The organism is Buttiauxella izardii (genome assembly GCF_003601925.1).
GTDB lineage: Bacteria > Pseudomonadota > Gammaproteobacteria > Enterobacterales > Enterobacteriaceae > Buttiauxella > Buttiauxella izardii.
Genome location: NZ_QZWH01000006.1, coordinates 97,815 through 114,757, shown reverse-complemented (window position 1 = coordinate 114,757; position 16,943 = coordinate 97,815). Strand labels below are relative to the sequence as shown.

The window sequence follows — 16,943 nt, the reverse complement described above, 5'->3', positions numbered from 1 at the left end:
AATGTGCGTGTCAATACTACTTGAATATCAGGCCCGCGCCAATCACTGGTGATTTCCGTTATAATGCGTTAATACCTAACGTCTGAAAACACTATGAATAAAACTTCTTTTAGAAATCACCAAGTTGAACGATTCAGCACGCGACGCACTGCCAAAAAAAAGCATACCGACGGACCGAAGCGGCTGGTTATCTTCAATAAACCCTACGATGTGCTACCGCAATTTACCGACGAAGCAGGCCGCAGCACGCTGAAAGATTACATACCGTTACAAGGAATTTACGCGGCGGGACGTCTGGACCGCGATAGCGAAGGTTTGTTGGTATTAACCAATGACGGCGCGTTACAGGCCAAACTCACCCAGCCAGGCAAACGCACCGGGAAGATTTATTTCGTGCAAGTTGAAGGTGAACCAACGCAAGAAGCGCTGGAATTACTGCGTAACGGCGTGACGTTAAACGACGGCCCTACTCTGCCTGCGGGCGCGGAATTAGTAGAAGAGCCTGAGTGGATTTGGGCGCGTAACCCGCCTATTCGCGAGCGCAAAGCGATACCCACCAGCTGGCTGAAAATCACATTATATGAAGGGCGTAATCGCCAGGTGCGGCGAATGACGGCGCATGTGGGTTATCCAACGCTGCGCCTGGTTCGTTATGCCATGGGAACTCTGGAACTGGCGGATTTAGCGCCGGGTGAATGGCGCGAAATCCCCATTGATTCGCTATAAAAGGTGCTGAGTATTCACGCCGTTTTGCGTAACGTGGGAAACGCGGCTGCTGAGGAAAGCGTCGCTATCCGGGACAACAATCTCCAGCGCTTCCTCAAATAGCGATGAATGAATCAAGAAGTTAGCGCTACAGGCGTTGCTGGCAATGGGAATGTTCCATGCCGTTGCCAGCCGCATCAGCGCTTTAACATCTGAATGATGGGGCACCGCGCTCAGCGGGTCCCAGAAGAAAATCAGCACGTCAATCTGCCCCGAAGCAATCAAATACCCTAACTGTTGGTCGCCCCCTATCGAGCCACTCATCAACGCCAGAACGGATAAACGGGTGTGAGCCTGCAACAAGTTTCCGGTGGTGCCTGTGGCGTAAATCGTGTGATGGCTGAGTGCTGCCTGGTTATCAACCGCCCAGTTCAGCAGTTCGGGTTTACAAGGATCGTGAGCCACTAAAGCGATACGTTTCTGTTGCGGCATAATACGCGTGGTAAGCTGCATGATGGTGCCCTCGTGGGATTTTTGAAATCCAGCAGAGTATAGGTCACAGAGAAAAATGTGATCCAGATCACTTTATAATGATCGAACTAACGAATTTTAAACAGGATTAATAACGATGTTTAAACCGCACGTTACCGTGGCCTGCGTGGTTCAGGCACAGGGGAAATTTTTAGTTGTCGAAGAAACGATCAACGGCAAAGCCTTGTGGAACCAACCCGCCGGGCATCTGGAAGCCAACGAAACTTTGGTTGAAGCAGCAAAGCGCGAATTATATGAAGAAACAGGAATTTGCGCCGAACCCCAAACGTTCATCCGCCTGCACCAATGGATAGCGCCAGATAACACGCCGTTCCTGCGTTTTTTATTCTGCATTGATTTGGAAGAAGAACTGCCTACGACACCGCACGATAGCGACATCGATCGCTGTTTATGGCTGGATGCGCAACAAATTGTTAACGCTACGAATTTACGCTCGCCATTAGTCGCCGAAAGTATTCGCTGCTATCAACGGGCTGAACGTTATCCGCTCAGTATGGTCGGTGCATTCAACTGGCCTATGAGTTAGGGGTGCCAGGGTCGGTGATGCGTGATAGAATACGCCGCCTTTAAGTTCAATGTCGTGAGTTACTCCATGTCTGATAACAGCCAGAAAAAAGTGATCGTCGGGATGTCCGGCGGTGTCGATTCCTCCGTTTCCGCTTACCTGTTGCAACAACAAGGTTACAAGGTGGAAGGCCTGTTCATGAAGAACTGGGAAGAGGACGATGGCGAGGAGTATTGCACCGCAGCCGCTGATTTAGCTGATGCACAAGCCGTTTGCGATAAGCTCGGCATTGAACTGCACACCGTAAACTTTGCCGCAGAATACTGGGATAACGTGTTTGAACACTTCCTGGAAGAGTACAAAGCCGGGCGCACACCGAACCCGGATATTCTGTGCAACAAAGAAATCAAATTTAAAGCCTTCCTCGAATTTGCCGCCGAAGATTTAGGTGCCGATTACATCGCCACCGGTCACTACGTGCGCCGCGAAGATGTGGACGGTAAAAGCCGCCTGCTGCGTGGCTTAGACAGCAACAAAGATCAAAGCTACTTCCTCTATACGCTCGGCCACGAGCAAATCGCGCAAAGCCTGTTCCCGGTTGGCGAACTCGAAAAGCCAGAAGTGCGCCGCATCGCCGAAGAATTAGATTTGATCACCGCGAAGAAAAAAGACTCCACCGGTATTTGTTTTATCGGCGAGCGCAAATTCCGCGAATTCCTTGGCCGTTACCTGCCTGCACAGCCGGGTAAAATCCTCACCGTTGATGGTGAAAGCATCGGCGAACATCAGGGTTTGATGTACCACACGTTGGGCCAGCGTAAAGGTTTAGGCATCGGCGGCACCAAAGATGGCAGCGAAGATCCGTGGTACGTGGTCGATAAAGACGTTGAAAACAATATTCTGGTGGTCGCGCAAGGCCATGACCATCCGCGTTTAATGTCTGTGGGTTTGATTGCCCAGCAGCTGCATTGGGTGGATCGTGAAACGCTGACCGAACCGCTGAAATGCACGGTGAAAACCCGTTATCGCCAGACAGACCTTCCTTGCACCATCACGCCTTTAGACGCGGATCGCATCGAAGTGCGTTTTGATGAACCCGTTGCCGCCGTCACTCCAGGCCAGTCAGCCGTGTTTTATCTCGGTGAAGTGTGCCTCGGCGGTGGTGTGATTGAACAACGTATTCCGCTCGTCAATTTATAACAAACAAGGACGAATACCCCCGTGGCCAAAAATTACTATGACATTACTATCGCGCTGGCAGGGATTTGCCAGTCTGCCCGTCTGGTTCAGCAATTGGCGCATCAGGGGCATTGCGATAACGATGCGCTGCATGTTTCGCTAAATAGCGTTATCGATCAAAACCCAGGTTCCACGCTGGACGTTTTTGGTGGCAATGAAGCCAATCTGAAACTGGGTCTTGAAACGCTGCTGGGCGTGCTGAACGCCAGTAATCGTCAGGGTTTAAACGCTGAATTAACGCGTTATACCCTGAGCCTGATGGTGCTGGAGCGTAAGCTTCACGGCAGCAAAGGCGCGATGGACAAACTCGGCTCAAGCATCGCGGGTTTACAGCGCCAACTGGAGCATTTTGACCTCGAGTCAGAAACGCTGCTCAGCGCGATGGCCGGGATTTATGTTGATGTGATAAGCCCGCTTGGCCCACGTATTCAGGTCACTGGCTCCCCTGCCGTGCTGCAAAGCCCGCAGGTTCAAAGCAAAGTCCGCGCCTCGTTGCTGGCTGGCATTCGTGCCGCCGTGTTGTGGCACCAGGTTGGCGGTGGCCGCTTGCAGTTAATGTTTTCTCGTAGTCGCCTGTGTGCTCAGGCCAAACAAATTCTTGCTCAATGTTAACCTCTCTGGAGTTGTAACTTATGGAATTATCCTCACTGACCGCCGTTTCCCCAATTGATGGACGTTACGGCGACAAAGTCAGCGCTCTGCGCGCTATTTTCAGCGAATTTGGTTTGCTGAAATTCCGCGTACAAGTCGAAGTACGTTGGCTACAAAAACTGGCCACGCACACAGCGATCAAGGAAGTTCCTGCTTTTGACGCAGACGCAATCGGTTACCTTGATAAAATTGTTGCTGAATTTAGTGAAGAAGATGCAGCACGCATCAAGACCATTGAACGCACCACCAATCACGACGTAAAAGCCGTTGAATACTTCCTGAAAGAGAAAGTCGAGGCGATCCCTGCCCTGCACGCGGTGTCTGAATTTATTCACTTCGCCTGTACTTCAGAAGATATCAACAACCTGTCTCACGCGCTGATGCTGCAAACCGCGCGCAAAGACGTGGTGCTACCGTACTGGCGCAAAGTTATCGACGCGGTAAAAGACCTGTCGGTTCAGTATCGCGATATCCCACTGCTTTCTCGTACCCACGGCCAGCCTGCGACCCCATCAACCATGGGTAAAGAGATGGCGAACGTGGCCTACCGTATGGAACGCCAGTTCCGTCAGTTAGAAAAAGTGGACATCCTGGGCAAAATCAACGGCGCGGTCGGTAACTATAACGCGCACATGGTGGCATACCCGGAAGTTGACTGGCACCAGTTCAGCGAAGAGTTCGTGACTTCTTTAGGCATTCAGTGGAACCCGTACACCACGCAAATCGAGCCGCACGATTACATCGCAGAATTGTTCGATTGCATCGCGCGCTTCAACACCATCCTGATCGACTTCGATCGTGACGTCTGGGGTTACATCGCGCTGAACCACTTCAAGCAGAAAACCATTGCGGGCGAAATCGGTTCTTCAACCATGCCGCATAAAGTGAACCCAATTGACTTCGAAAACTCCGAAGGCAACCTGGGCTTGTCTAACGCGATGCTGCAACACCTGGCGAGCAAACTGCCAGTTTCCCGCTGGCAGCGTGACCTGACAGACTCCACCGTGCTGCGCAACCTGGGCGTGGGTATTGGTTATGCGTTAATCGCCTATCAATCCACTCTGAAAGGCGTGAGCAAACTGGAAGTGAACCGCGACCGTCTGCTGGCGGAACTGGATCTCAACTGGGAAGTATTGGCTGAGCCAATCCAGACCGTGATGCGCCGTTACGGCATTGAGAAGCCATACGAGAAGCTGAAAGAGCTGACGCGCGGCAAGCGTGTCGATGCTGAAGGCATGAAACAGTTCATCGACAGCCTCGAGCTGCCGGAAGACGAAAAAACGCGCCTGAAAGCAATGACCCCGGCTAACTATATTGGCCGCGCCATCACCATGGTTGACGAACTGAAGTAATCCCCCCAAAACGCCACCCTTCGCGGTGGCGTTTCTTCATCCCCCCTGTTTACTCAAGGTTTATGCCCTCTATCCGATAATTAGCGTTAAACTATCAATGCCATTTATACACTGAGGAAATACGATGCGCGTTCTGGTCGTCGAAGATAATGCCCTGTTGCGTCACCACCTTACCGTTCAGTTGCGCGAAGCAGGCCATCAGGTTGATGCTGCTGAAGACGCCAAAGAAGCAGACTATTTCCTGAGTGAACATACCCCTGATATTGCGATTGTCGATTTAGGTTTGCCTGACGAAGACGGCACCAGCCTGATTCGCCGCTGGCGCAGTCACGACGTGACGATCCCTATTCTGGTACTGACCGCGCGCGAAGGCTGGCAGGATAAAGTCGAAGTGCTGGGAGCCGGTGCCGATGATTACGTCACTAAACCGTTCCACCTCGAAGAAGTGATTGCCCGCATGCAGGTGTTGTTGCGCCGTAACAGCGGCCTGGCTTCGCAGGTGATTTCATTGCCCCCATTCCAGGTAGATTTGTCGCGCCGCGAGCTGCTGATCAACGAAAGCCTGATCAAACTCACCGCGTTTGAATACACCATTATGGAAACGCTGATCCGCAATAATGGCAAAGTGGTGAGCAAAGACTCGTTAATGCTGCAGCTTTATCCAGATGCTGAATTACGTGAAAGTCACACCATCGATGTGTTAATGGGCCGTTTGCGTAAAAAGATTCAGGCGGAATATCCTCACGAAGCTATCACCACCGTGCGTGGTCAGGGCTACCGCTTCGATCTGCGCTAACCATGAAATTCATCCGTCATTTTTTACCGCTATCGCTGCGCGTCCGCTTTTTGCTGGCGACAGCCCTCGTGGTTCTGGTGCTGTCATTGGCCTACGGTGTGGTGGCGTTGATTGGTTACAGCATCAGTTTTGATAAGACTTCTTTCCGATTATTACGTGGCGAAAGCAATCTTTTTTATACTTTTGCAACCGTTGATGATGGCCACATTAATGTCACCCTGCCTGACAACCTGAATCTGAAAACGCCTACTATGGCGCTGATCTATGACGATCACGGCAAGCTATTGTGGTCTCAACACGATGTACCGCAAATCGTGCGGCAAATTAAACCCGAGTGGCTCACCTCGAATGGTTTCCATGATCTGGACACCAATTTTGATACCAGCCACGCTTTGCTGGCGAACAATGAAAAGCTGCAAACCGAACTAAAGAATTTTTATAGCGACGACTATAGCGAGGATGTCACCCACTCTGTCGCCGTTAATAAATACCCCGCAGCGGGGAAAATGCCAGCCTTAACCATTGTGGTAGTAGACACAATTCCACTTGAATTAAAACGCCAGTACACCGTACTGAGTATGTTCGCCTGCGTTTTCATTGCCAACCTGTTATTAGTTGTGCCCCTTCTTTGGCTCGCCGCACGCTGGAGTTTGCGCCCCATCGAGGAGCTTGCCAAAGAGGTGCGGGAACTAGAAAAACACGATCGTGACAGTCTGAACCCGGAAACCACGCGCGAGCTAACAAGCCTTGTGCGAAATCTAAACCGCCTGCTGCGCACCGAGCGTGACCGCAACGATAAATACCGCACCACATTAACTGACTTAACCCACAGCCTGAAAACACCGCTGGCAGTTTTACAGAGCACACTGCGCTCACTGCGCACCGATAAGCTGGATATTGAAACGGCAGAACCGCTGATGCTCGAACAAATCAGCCGTATTTCCCAGCAAATTGGCTATTACCTTCATCGCGCCAGCATGCGTGGCGACAGCACGCTAATCAGCCGCGAGCTTCATCCCGTTGCGCCGCTGCTTGATAGCCTTTGCTCCGCACTCAATAAAGTTTATCAACGCAAAGGCGTGAACATCACGCTGGATATCTCCCCTGAAATCACTTTTGTGGGCGAGAAAAATGACTTTATGGAAGTAATGGGCAACGTGTTGGATAACGCCTGCAAATACTGCCTCGAATTTGTTGAGATCTCTGGCCGCCAATTGGATGACACGCTGCATATTTACGTGGATGACGACGGCCCCGGCATTCCTGAAAGCAAACGAGCGATGGTATTTGACCGTGGGCAACGCGCAGACACCTTACGACCGGGGCAAGGAGTGGGTTTGTCCGTCGCCCGTGAAATCGTGGAACAGTACGACGGCGAGATTGAAACCTCGACCAGCGAACTCGGCGGCGCACGCATGGAAGTGATTTTTGCGCGCCAGCGTCCAGACCGCGAAGAAGATTGAAAATACTCCCGTAACGTCTGGCTCCATCCGTTATAATCCTGGCAGGCTCCTTCACCTGCCGGATAATAATATGGACTATCAACTCGACCTAAACTGGCCCGATTTTATCGCGAACTACTGGCAAAAACGCCCGGTGGTTTTAAAACGCGGCTTCAAAAACTTCATCGACCCAATTTCCCCGGATGAACTCGCAGGCCTTGCCATGGAAAACGAGGTGGACAGCCGCCTGGTCAGTCATAACGACGGCAAATGGAAAGTGAGCCACGGCCCTTTCCAGAGCTACGATCACCTGGGCGAAAACAACTGGTCTTTACTGGTTCAGGCCGTGAACCACTGGCACGAACAAAGTGCGCGTTTAATGCGCCCGTTCCGCGCCCTTCCTGACTGGCGAATCGACGATCTGATGATCTCATTCTCCGTCCCTGGCGGCGGCGTTGGCCCGCATTATGACCAGTACGATGTGTTTATCATTCAGGGCGTTGGCCGCCGTCGCTGGCGCGTGGGGGAAAAAGTCGCCCTCAAACAACACTGCCCGCATCCTGATTTGCTGCAAGTTGAACCGTTCGACGCCATCATCGACGAAGAGCTGGAGCCGGGCGATATTGTCTATATTCCGCCAGGTTTCCCGCACGAAGGTTACTCGCTGGAAAACTCGATGAACTACTCCGTCGGTTTCCGTGCGCCAAGCGGCCGCGAGTTAATCAGCGGTTTTGCCGATTACGTGTTGCAGCGCGAGTTGGGCAGTAAACGTTATACCGATCCAGACGTGCCTGCGCGCCAGCACCCGGCGGATGTCCTGCCGCAAGAAATGGATGCACTGCGCGAAATGATGCTGGAGCTGATTAACCAGCCTGAGCATTTTAAAACCTGGTTTGGCGAGTTTGTTTCCCAATCGCGCCATGAACTGGATGTTGCACCGCCGGAGCCACCGTATCAGCCCGACGAAATTTACGACGCCCTGAAACAGGGTGACGCGATTACCCGTTTAGGGGGTTTACGTGTGCTGCGCATTGCCGATGAGATTTACGTCAACGGCGAGAAAATTGACAGCCCGCACCGCCCGGCGCTTGAAGCCCTGGCGAGCAACATCACGCTAAAAGCCGAAATGTTTGGTGATGCATTAGAGGATCCGTCGTTCCTGGCCATGCTGGCCGCGCTGGTTAACAGCGGTTACTGGTATTTCGAGGACTGATATTGTCTTCCACCTTCTCAGCCGCAGACTGGCTGAGAAGGCGGTAACACGGCGTTTAGTGAATGGCTGGAATGACTTCACCACCAATCATTGCCAACCCGTTTTCCGTGCGGATAAAGCGCGGTGCTTTTAAATCTTCGGCCAGCGTGGTTAGTAATTCAAACAATAACTCTGCTATGTGTTCCTGCTGATCCATCGTGGCCTGTTGATTCAGTAACACCATAGTTAATGAGAAACAATACTCACAAGTCGTCTCTGAATCCGTTGGCAGTGAACGGTGATATTCATCAGGGTTATTCTCGTCCAGCGTTAATCTCTCAATCAGATAATCTGGCAACGGTAATTTTAAAACCGCCTTCAATACATTCAACCCCGCCAGTAAACGCCCGCAAAGCGCAATATATTCAGCGTGGTTATTAGCTTCGATTAATTCATCAGCGTAGCGTTGGCAAATATCCACCACCTGAAATAAATCATGGTTAGTACCTAACGGTATTTTTAGTAGATCTGCGATATTCCCAGCAATAACCGATTGAGCCGCAGGGATTTTAGGGTGAAGAATTGTGTTACTATTGGCAACAGCCATAGCGTTGTTCCTTAATTGTGAACGTTAATGGTTAGCCCTCGTCTGGTGTTTCCGCACCTTTCGGGGGCGATTCTTTTTTTATCCAGCATACTTCAAGCTGCATCTTTGTTGGCTGCGCTAACTCATCCGCATCACTTACTTGAGTAAGCTCAGCGGGATTCACTCTCTTGCCGCCGCGATGCAACTCGGATTATTTGGATAAAAGACAACAATGTTGCCTATCAACCACTCTCTGCTAATAGCACTGTATAAGTCAACAGTACAACCTCACTTAATTATTGGAAACCGAAAATCTTCGGCGTGGCTCACAATTAAGATGAAAACAAAAAATGGAATTACAGAGAAGTAGTTATTTGTTATTTATTGCCATATAAAACCAGAGGAATCAGGCGGGATATTTAAATACGGTTGAATATGTCCACAAAGTGTAATACAAAAACATTTGCATATATTTATAAAATGGTAAAAAAATAGAACTCTCTGAATTCGTCAACATCCAAAAATAATTATAATAAAATGCTGGCCGCAGCCAGCACCCAACTAAAAAATCAACCCCGCTTCGCCACCAACTCTGCAATCCTTACAATCACCGATACCGCTTTTTCCATTCCTTCCAGCGTCACAAACTCGTGTTTGCCGTGGTAGTTATAGCCGCCGGTGAAGATATTCGGGCACGGTAAGCCTTTAAATGATAATTGCGCTCCGTCAGTGCCGCCGCGAATTGGTTTCATTATCGGTTCTATCTCGCAATCACGCATCGCCTGTTGCGCGACTTCCACAATGTATGGATGCTCGGCGACTTTCTCGCGCATGTTGTAATAGCTATCGTCGATGATCAGCTCAATATAACAATCCGGGTGCAGACCTTTACCGACTTTTTTGGCGATATCCATCATTTTGCGTTTACGCGCTTCGAACTGCTCGCGGTCAAAGTCACGGATGATGTATTGCATTTCAGCGCGGTCGACCGTGCCTTTCATGCTGTTGAGGTGATAGAAACCTTCGTAGCCTTCGGTGGTTTCCGGGCTTTCGCTGGCTGGGACTTCGGCGTGGATGCGCGCGGCGAGTGAAAGCGCGTTAACCATCACGCCTTTTGCCGAACCAGGGTGAACGTTGTTGCCGACAATTTTAATCATCACCGACGCGGCGTTGAAGTTTTCGCATTCCAGTTCGCCCACGCCACCGCCGTCAACGGTATATGCCCAACGGGCATCGAACGCTTCGACGTCAAAATGTTTTGCGCCTTTACCCACTTCTTCATCTGGAGTGAAGGCCACACGAATATCGCCGTGCGGGATGTTCTTCTCTTTAAGCACCGCCATCGCCGTCATAATTTCAGCGATACCCGCTTTATCATCTGCGCCAAGCAGCGTTTTGCCGTCGGTGGTAATCAGCGTTTGCCCCAGTAACTGGTGCAGAACCGGGAACATCACCGGCGAAAGCACTTCATCGCCAATGCCCAGCGCAATGTCGCCACCACGGTAGTTTTCGACAATCTGCGGGCTAACATTTTTACCTGTAAAATCAGGTGCGGTATCGACGTGGGAAATAAAACCAATGGCCGGGACTTTTTTATCGACGGTAGACGGCAGCGTGCCCATCACTGTGCCATGATCGCCCAGCGTCACATTCACCAAACCCATCTCTTCCATTTGCTCTTTCAGCAACCGCAGCAGCTTCCACTGCCCTTCTGTGCTCGGAACTTGTTTTACGCCCGGTTTGGATTGCGTGTCCAAAGAGACATACTGCAAGAAACGTTCAAGTAATTTATCCATGTCGCTACCCTCAATTTTTGTGACTTCATTATCAGTAAGCCGCAAATGCAAATATTGCGTCAGGTCACTTTTAGCCCGGTAGAATTAAAAATAGTCGTGAATTGGCGAACCGCTGCCCCAATGGTATTAATTCCAGGCCACACTAAAGGATGAAGGATTGGCGATTTCAATGGTTTGCCGTAGAATGCCTGCCCTTACTTAACGTGCACAACCGCAAGGTGGTTAATCACAAACCCCGCATCAGCCCGCAATTTGATGCGTCTTATATGGGACAGCGTAAAAAATTGAATAAACAGCAATGTTCGCTTTCACCGCTGGTAGAACTGGCGGGAGTAGGCAAGAGCTTTGATGGCAAAACCGTTATTTCTGATTTATCTCTCACCATCAATCATGGTGAATTCCTGACACTCCTTGGCCCTTCTGGCTGCGGGAAAACCACCGTGCTGCGCTTAATTGCCGGTCTGGAAAGCGTGGATTCTGGCGCTATCGTTCTTGATAGCCAGGACATTACGCACCTTCCCGCCGAGCATCGCCACGTCAATACCGTGTTTCAGAGCTATGCTCTTTTCCCCCACATGACCGTTTTTGAAAACGTCGCTTTCGGCTTAAGAATGCAGAAAACGCCTGCCGCAGACATTGCGCCTCGCGTCACCGAAGCGTTAAAAATGGTGCAATTAGAAGAGTTTGCCCAACGTAAACCACATCAGCTTTCAGGCGGCCAGCAGCAGCGAGTGGCGATTGCCCGGGCGGTGGTGAACAAACCGCGTCTGTTACTGCTTGATGAGTCGCTTTCGGCGCTCGATTATAAATTGCGCAAGCAGATGCAGAACGAACTCAAAGCGCTGCAACGTAAACTCGGCATCACGTTTGTTTTCGTCACCCACGATCAAGAAGAAGCGTTGACCATGTCCGACCGGATTGTGGTGATGCGCGATGGACGAATTGAGCAAGACGGCACGCCGCGTGAAATTTACGAAGAGCCAAAAAACCTGTTCGTGGCGAGCTTCATTGGCGAAATCAACATCTTTGATGCGATCGTTATCGAACGTGTTGATGAACAGCGCGTGCTGGCGAGCGTCGAAGGCCGCGAATGCCATATCTACGCCACCATGCCCGTTACCGCTGGGCAGCACTTAAAAGTGCTATTGCGCCCGGAAGATTTGCGCGTCGAAGAGATCAACGATACTCACGTCGCTGACGGCCTGGTCGGCTACGTGCGCGAGCGCAACTATAAAGGCATGACGCTTGAATCTAACGTCGAGCTGGAAAATGGCAAAATGGTGATGGTCAGCGAATTCTTTAATGAAGATGACCCTGATTTTGACCACACGCTCGACCAGAAAATGTCGATAAATTGGGTTGAAAGCTGGGAGGTTGTGCTGGCAGATGAAGAGCTCACGTAAATTCCAGAATGCAGTGATTGCGATGATTGTCGGTTGGCTGCTGCTGTTTGTTTTCTTGCCCAACCTGATGATTATCGCCACCAGTTTCCTGACGCGTGATGACGCCAATTTTGTCAGCATGGTGTTCACGCTGGATAATTACACTCGCCTGCTCGACCCTCTTTATGCGCAAGTGCTGCTGCATTCGCTGAATATGGCGGTGATAGCCACCCTCGCCTGCCTGGTTTTGGGTTATCCGTTTGCGTGGTTCCTCGCACGTTTACCCGAACGCGTGCGCCCACTGCTGCTGTTTTTGCTGATTGTTCCGTTCTGGACTAACTCTTTAATTCGTATCTATGGGCTGAAAATCTTCCTCAGTACCAAAGGCTATATGAATGAGTTATTGCTCTGGCTCGGCGTGATTGATACCCCGATTCGCCTGATGTACACGCCAAACGCGGTGATCATCGGCCTGGTTTATATCCTGCTGCCATTTATGGTGATGCCGCTTTATTCGAGCATTGAGAAACTGGATAAGCCGTTGCTGGAAGCGGCGCGTGATTTGGGTGCCAGCAAACTTCAGACCTTTATCCGCATCATTATTCCGCTCACCATGCCGGGGATTATCGCCGGTTGCCTGCTGGTGATGCTGCCCGCGATGGGGCTGTTTTACGTTTCCGACCTGATGGGCGGCGCGAAAAATTTGCTAATTGGCAACGTGATTAAGAGCCAGTTCCTGAACATTCGCGACTGGCCGTTTGGCGCAGCCACCAGTATTACATTGACGCTGGTGATGGGTCTGATGCTGCTGATTTACTGGCGCGCCGCCAGTTTGCTCAATAAGAAGGTGGAATTAGAATGATCGGTCGCCTGCTTCGTGGCGGCTTTATGACCGCCGTCTACGCGTATCTGTATATCCCGATTATCATTTTGATCGTTAACTCGTTTAACAGTTCGCGCTTTGGGATTAACTGGCAGGGCTTTACCGGCAAGTGGTACAGCCTGCTGATGAACAACGACAGCCTGTTGCAAGCCGCGCAACACTCGCTGACCATGGCGGTGTTTTCTGCCACCGCCGCAACGCTGATTGGCTCGTTAGCCGCCGTGGCACTGTATCGCTACCGTTTTCGCGGCAAGCCGTTTGTCAGCGGTATGTTATTTGTGGTGATGATGTCGCCCGATATTGTGATGGCGATTTCGCTGCTGGTGCTGTTTATGCTGCTCGGCGTGTCGCTCGGTTTCTGGTCGCTGCTGTTCTCGCACATCACCTTCTGCCTGCCTTTTGTGGTCGTCACGGTTTACTCGCGACTCAAAGGGTTTGATGTGCGAATGTTAGAAGCGGCGAAAGATCTGGGTGCCAGCGAGCTGACTATTTTGCGCAAAATCCTGCTGCCGCTTGCCATGCCTGCGGTTGCGGCGGGCTGGCTGCTAAGTTTTACCTTGTCGATGGACGATGTAGTAGTTTCGTCTTTTGTGACCGGGCCAAGTTATGAAATTTTACCATTGAAGATTTATTCGATGGTGAAGGTAGGTGTTTCACCCGAGGTGAACGCACTTGCCACCATTCTGTTGGTACTCTCGCTGGTCCTGGTGGTTGCCAGTCAGCTTATTCTTCGTGATAAAACTAAGAGCGTGTCCCAGTAGGCGTTATTGTTGCAGATAGTTTGGACTCGGACTGCGCGGAAAAACCGGAACGTACACGTAGTACGTGAGGATTTTGAGCACAGCCCAGGTTCAAACTAGCCAATAAAATAGCCTAATGGGACAGGCTCTAAATTCAGGGGACGTTAAAATGATCAAATGGCCACGCCACCTGCTCGCTGCTGGCGCTCTGGTACTGGGTATGGGCGCTGCACATGCCGACGATAGCAAGACGCTGTATTTCTATAACTGGACTGAATATGTGCCGCCTGGCCTACTTGAGCAGTTCACTAAAGAAACCGGCATCAAAGTGATTTATTCGACCTACGAGTCGAATGAAACCATGTACGCCAAGCTGAAAACCTATAAAGACGGTGCCTATGATTTAGTGGTGCCGTCGACCTACTTTGTGGCGAAGATGCGCAAAGAAGGCATGATTCAGAAGATCGACAAAAGCAAACTGACGAACTTCAAAAATCTCGACCCGGAGATGCTGAATAAGCCGTTTGACCCGAATAATGATTACTCGATTCCGTATATCTGGGGTGCGACAGCCATCGGTGTGAACAGTGATTCTATCGATCCGAAAACGGTCACCAGTTGGGCTGATTTATGGAAACCTGAATACAAGCAAAGTCTGTTGATGACCGATGATGCCCGCGAAGTGTTCCAGGTCGCGCTAATGAAATTGGGTTATTCCGGCAACACCACCAATCCAAAAGAGATTGAAGCGGCGTATCACGAACTGCAAAAGCTGATGCCAAACGTCGCCGCATTCAACTCCGATAACCCAGCCAACCCGTATATGGAAGGCGAAGTGAATGTGGGTATGGTGTGGAATGGCTCGGCGTACGTCGCCCGCCAGGCGGGTACGCCACTGGAAATCGTCTGGCCGAAAGAAGGCGGGATTTTCTGGATGGATAACTTGTCGATTCCGGCAAATGCGAAGAATGTTGATGGTGCGCTGAAGCTGATTAACTTCCTGTTGCGCCCGGATGTGGCAAAACAGGTCGCAGAAACTATCGGTTACCCGACGCCAAATCTTGAAGCGCGTAAGTTGCTGCCAAAAGAGGTTTCAGGCGATAAGACGCTGTATCCGGATGAAGCGGTGCTGAAAAACGGCGAGTGGCAGAACGATGTTGGTGATGCGAGTACGATTTATGAGAATTATTATCAGAAATTGAAGGCTGGACGTTAAGTTTAGCGTTAGCTTCTCCCCCTCACCCCGGCCCTCTCCCAAAGGAGAGGGAGAACACCTTGCAATCCCCTCTCCCGGAGGGGAGGGAGAAAACCGCACTATTCCCTCTCCTTCAAGGAGAGGGTTAGGGTGAGGATGGTTCTACGAAAGACCCTTCAACAACCGCTCCACATACTCCGGCACCACTTCGCTGGCTAAACCGTAGAATTTCTCTTCAAACTCACTGCCAACCTGGCTTGGCTCGAGATTCAGTTCAACGGTATGCGCACCTTGCAAACGGGCTTCGTGGACAAATCCGGCGGCCGGATAAACGTGGCCTGAGGTGCCAATCGCAATAAAGTAATCTGCCGTTGCCAGCGCCTGGTAAATATCATCCATACCCAGTGGCATTTCGCCAAACCACACTACATGTGGGCGTAACGGGGCAGAAAGCTGGCAGCAATGGCAGCGGTCTTGCGGAGTAATATCGCCTTTCCATTCAATGACCTGCCCGCTTTGCGCGCAGCGCACTTTCAGCAGTTCACCGTGCATATGGATAACATTTTTGTTTCCGGCGCGTTCGTGCAGGTTATCGATATTTTGCGTGATCAGCAGGAAGTGATCGCCCAGTTCTTCTTCCAGACGAGCCAGCGCCAGATGAGCGGCGTTAGGCTGAATTTCTGCCTGCTGAAGCTGGCGGCGGCGGGCATTATAAAAGGCCTGCACTAGATCCGGGTCGCGGGCAAAACCTTCGGGGGTCGCTACATCTTCAACACGATGCTCTTCCCACAAACCGTCGGTTGCACGGAAGGTACGAATGCCAGACTCGGCGGAGATCCCCGCGCCGGTCAGCACCACGACTCTGGGTTTTTCCATCGCTTCAGGCCCTGGAATATCTCTAAAGAAGGCTCTCTGACGCAGACGCTGCCTGAGTAAACGTTTGGTTTTACGAAATCGGCTCAGCCGATGTTGACGACGCGATAGCATAATTTACTCCGTAAGATGGAGGAAAGCTGCACCACGCATGCCTCCGGCATCACCGTGCCGTGCAGGTTCGATGCGCGGCACTTTCGCCACTGGCAGCAGATATTTAGGCAAACGTTCGGGCAATTGTTGATACATCTCGGTGAAGTTCGATAACCCACCGCCAATCACCACCAGATGCGCGTCAATCGCCGTTAACAGGCTGCCCAGGCAACAGGCCAACAGCTCAACAAAACGATTAACGTGCGCCACGGCTTTTTCATCACCTGCGCGATAGCGGGCAACAATTTCTTTCGAGTCCAGTGGTTCAGCGTAGAAGTGTTGATAAACCCATGCAAATCCGCGCCCGGAGAGGTAGTTTTCGATACACCCATGCTGGCCGCAACCGCAACGCGTCAGGGGAACATCACGGCCCAACACATCAAGCGCATCAACCGGCAGGCGGGTATGACCAAATTCGCCAGTGATGTAATTACGCCCGGTAATCGGTTTGCCGTTGACGATAATCCCGCCTCCAACACCCGTGCCGAGGATCAGCCCCATCACAACAGGGTAATTACGGAATTCATCATCCCAGGCTTCGGAGAGTGCAAAGCAGTTGGCGTCGTTGTCCATACGCACTTCACGGTCGAGCATCGCGCTCAGATCAGCCTGCACAGGTTTGCCGCTGGCTGCGGGAACATTGGCGGCATATAGCGTGCCGTCGTCCGTCACTGGCATACCAGGAATACCGATGCCGACCGAACCTTTAGTCCCGAAGCGGCTATCGGCCTGCTCTACCAGGGAAACAATCGCCGCCAGGAAGTTCTCGTAACTGTCGTGTGGCGTGGGAACGCGGGTTTCCCACTGCAACTTACGTTCCTTGTCATAAACCCCAAGAGCCATTTTCGTGCCGCCAATGTCGAATCCGTAATACATCGCTTCGCTGCTCCCAAATTTTTTA

At 51.2% G+C, this 16,943-nt stretch carries 17 protein-coding genes; 12 read left to right on the top strand and 5 right to left on the bottom strand.

What is annotated here, in order from left to right:
- Window positions 1-93 precede the first annotated feature (93 nt).
- On the top strand, window positions 94-726 hold the full coding sequence (gene rluE, locus D6029_RS03565) for a 23S rRNA pseudouridine(2457) synthase RluE (protein WP_120063449.1): 633 nt from the start codon (window positions 94-96) through the stop codon (window positions 724-726).
- On the opposite strand, the gene D6029_RS03560 is transcribed toward rluE, so the two are convergent.
- Window positions 721-1,218, bottom strand: coding sequence for a methylglyoxal synthase (locus D6029_RS03560; RefSeq protein ID WP_120063448.1), 498 nt, complete (start codon window positions 1,216-1,218; stop codon window positions 721-723). The two genes, rluE and D6029_RS03560, sit on opposite strands and share 6 nt — an antisense overlap.
- A gap of 115 nt (window positions 1,219-1,333) precedes the next feature.
- Between D6029_RS03560 and D6029_RS03555 the strand changes: the two genes are divergently transcribed.
- From D6029_RS03555 to D6029_RS03525, 7 genes are all read left to right on the top strand, one after another.
- Window positions 1,334-1,783, top strand: coding sequence for an NUDIX hydrolase (locus D6029_RS03555; protein WP_120063447.1), 450 nt, complete (start codon window positions 1,334-1,336; stop codon window positions 1,781-1,783).
- A 66-nt stretch (window positions 1,784-1,849) separates the two neighbouring features.
- A complete protein-coding gene (mnmA, locus tag D6029_RS03550; protein ID WP_120063446.1) occupies window positions 1,850-2,962 on the top strand; it encodes a tRNA 2-thiouridine(34) synthase MnmA in 1,113 nt (370 codons plus the stop codon).
- A 21-nt stretch (window positions 2,963-2,983) separates the two neighbouring features.
- Complete coding sequence (gene hflD, locus D6029_RS03545; protein WP_120063445.1) at window positions 2,984-3,613, top strand: high frequency lysogenization protein HflD; 630 nt, start codon at window positions 2,984-2,986, stop codon at window positions 3,611-3,613.
- A 20-nt stretch (window positions 3,614-3,633) separates the two neighbouring features.
- Window positions 3,634-5,004, top strand: coding sequence for an adenylosuccinate lyase (gene purB, locus D6029_RS03540; protein WP_120063444.1), 1,371 nt, complete (start codon window positions 3,634-3,636; stop codon window positions 5,002-5,004).
- 124 nt (window positions 5,005-5,128) lie between these two features.
- Window positions 5,129-5,800: a two-component system response regulator PhoP gene (gene phoP, locus D6029_RS03535; RefSeq protein WP_120063443.1), complete on the top strand. Its 672-nt coding sequence runs from the start codon at window positions 5,129-5,131 to the stop codon at window positions 5,798-5,800.
- A 2-nt stretch (window positions 5,801-5,802) separates the two neighbouring features.
- A complete protein-coding gene (gene phoQ / locus D6029_RS03530; RefSeq protein WP_120063442.1) occupies window positions 5,803-7,263 on the top strand; it encodes a two-component system sensor histidine kinase PhoQ in 1,461 nt (486 codons plus the stop codon).
- 70 nt (window positions 7,264-7,333) lie between these two features.
- A complete protein-coding gene (locus D6029_RS03525) occupies window positions 7,334-8,455 on the top strand; it encodes a ribosomal protein uL16 3-hydroxylase (RefSeq protein WP_120063441.1) in 1,122 nt (373 codons plus the stop codon).
- A gap of 55 nt (window positions 8,456-8,510) precedes the next feature.
- Here the strand turns inward: D6029_RS03525 and D6029_RS03520 are convergent, their stop codons facing one another.
- Window positions 8,511-9,041, bottom strand: a complete 531-nt coding sequence (locus tag D6029_RS03520) for a hypothetical protein (RefSeq protein ID WP_120063440.1) — start codon at window positions 9,039-9,041, stop codon at window positions 8,511-8,513.
- 548 nt (window positions 9,042-9,589) lie between these two features.
- The gene (pepT, locus tag D6029_RS03515; RefSeq protein WP_120063439.1) at window positions 9,590-10,816 is read right to left on the bottom strand and encodes a peptidase T; all 1,227 of its coding nucleotides are present in this window, start codon (window positions 10,814-10,816) and stop codon (window positions 9,590-9,592) included.
- Between the two features lie 266 nt (window positions 10,817-11,082).
- On the opposite strand from pepT, the gene potA reads away from it, so the two are divergent.
- The 4 genes from potA to potD all read left to right on the top strand — a co-directional run bounded on the left by potA (window position 11,083) and on the right by potD (window position 15,037).
- A complete protein-coding gene (gene potA / locus D6029_RS03510) occupies window positions 11,083-12,219 on the top strand; it encodes a spermidine/putrescine ABC transporter ATP-binding protein PotA (protein WP_120063749.1) in 1,137 nt (378 codons plus the stop codon).
- Window positions 12,203-13,060 carry a spermidine/putrescine ABC transporter permease PotB gene (gene potB / locus D6029_RS03505; RefSeq protein WP_120063438.1) on the top strand — a complete coding sequence of 286 codons (858 nt, stop codon included), beginning with the start codon at window positions 12,203-12,205 and terminating at the stop codon, window positions 13,058-13,060. The genes potA and potB overlap by 17 nt, the downstream gene beginning before the upstream one ends.
- On the top strand, window positions 13,057-13,842 hold the full coding sequence (gene potC, locus D6029_RS03500; protein WP_120063437.1) for a spermidine/putrescine ABC transporter permease PotC: 786 nt from the start codon (window positions 13,057-13,059) through the stop codon (window positions 13,840-13,842). The genes potB and potC overlap by 4 nt, the downstream gene beginning before the upstream one ends.
- Window positions 13,843-13,990: 148 nt before the next feature.
- Window positions 13,991-15,037, top strand: coding sequence for a spermidine/putrescine ABC transporter substrate-binding protein PotD (gene potD / locus D6029_RS03495; protein ID WP_120063436.1), 1,047 nt, complete (start codon window positions 13,991-13,993; stop codon window positions 15,035-15,037).
- Window positions 15,038-15,178: 141 nt separating this feature from the next.
- On the opposite strand, the gene cobB is transcribed toward potD, so the two are convergent.
- Both cobB and nagK read right to left on the bottom strand, forming a co-directional pair.
- Complete coding sequence (gene cobB / locus D6029_RS03490; protein ID WP_120063435.1) at window positions 15,179-16,003, bottom strand: Sir2 family NAD+-dependent deacetylase; 825 nt, start codon at window positions 16,001-16,003, stop codon at window positions 15,179-15,181.
- Window positions 16,004-16,006: 3 nt separating this feature from the next.
- Window positions 16,007-16,918 (bottom strand): N-acetylglucosamine kinase, encoded by a 912-nt coding sequence (nagK, locus tag D6029_RS03485; protein ID WP_120063434.1) that lies wholly within the window; start codon window positions 16,916-16,918, stop codon window positions 16,007-16,009.
- Between the last annotated feature and the right edge of the window lie 25 nt (window positions 16,919-16,943).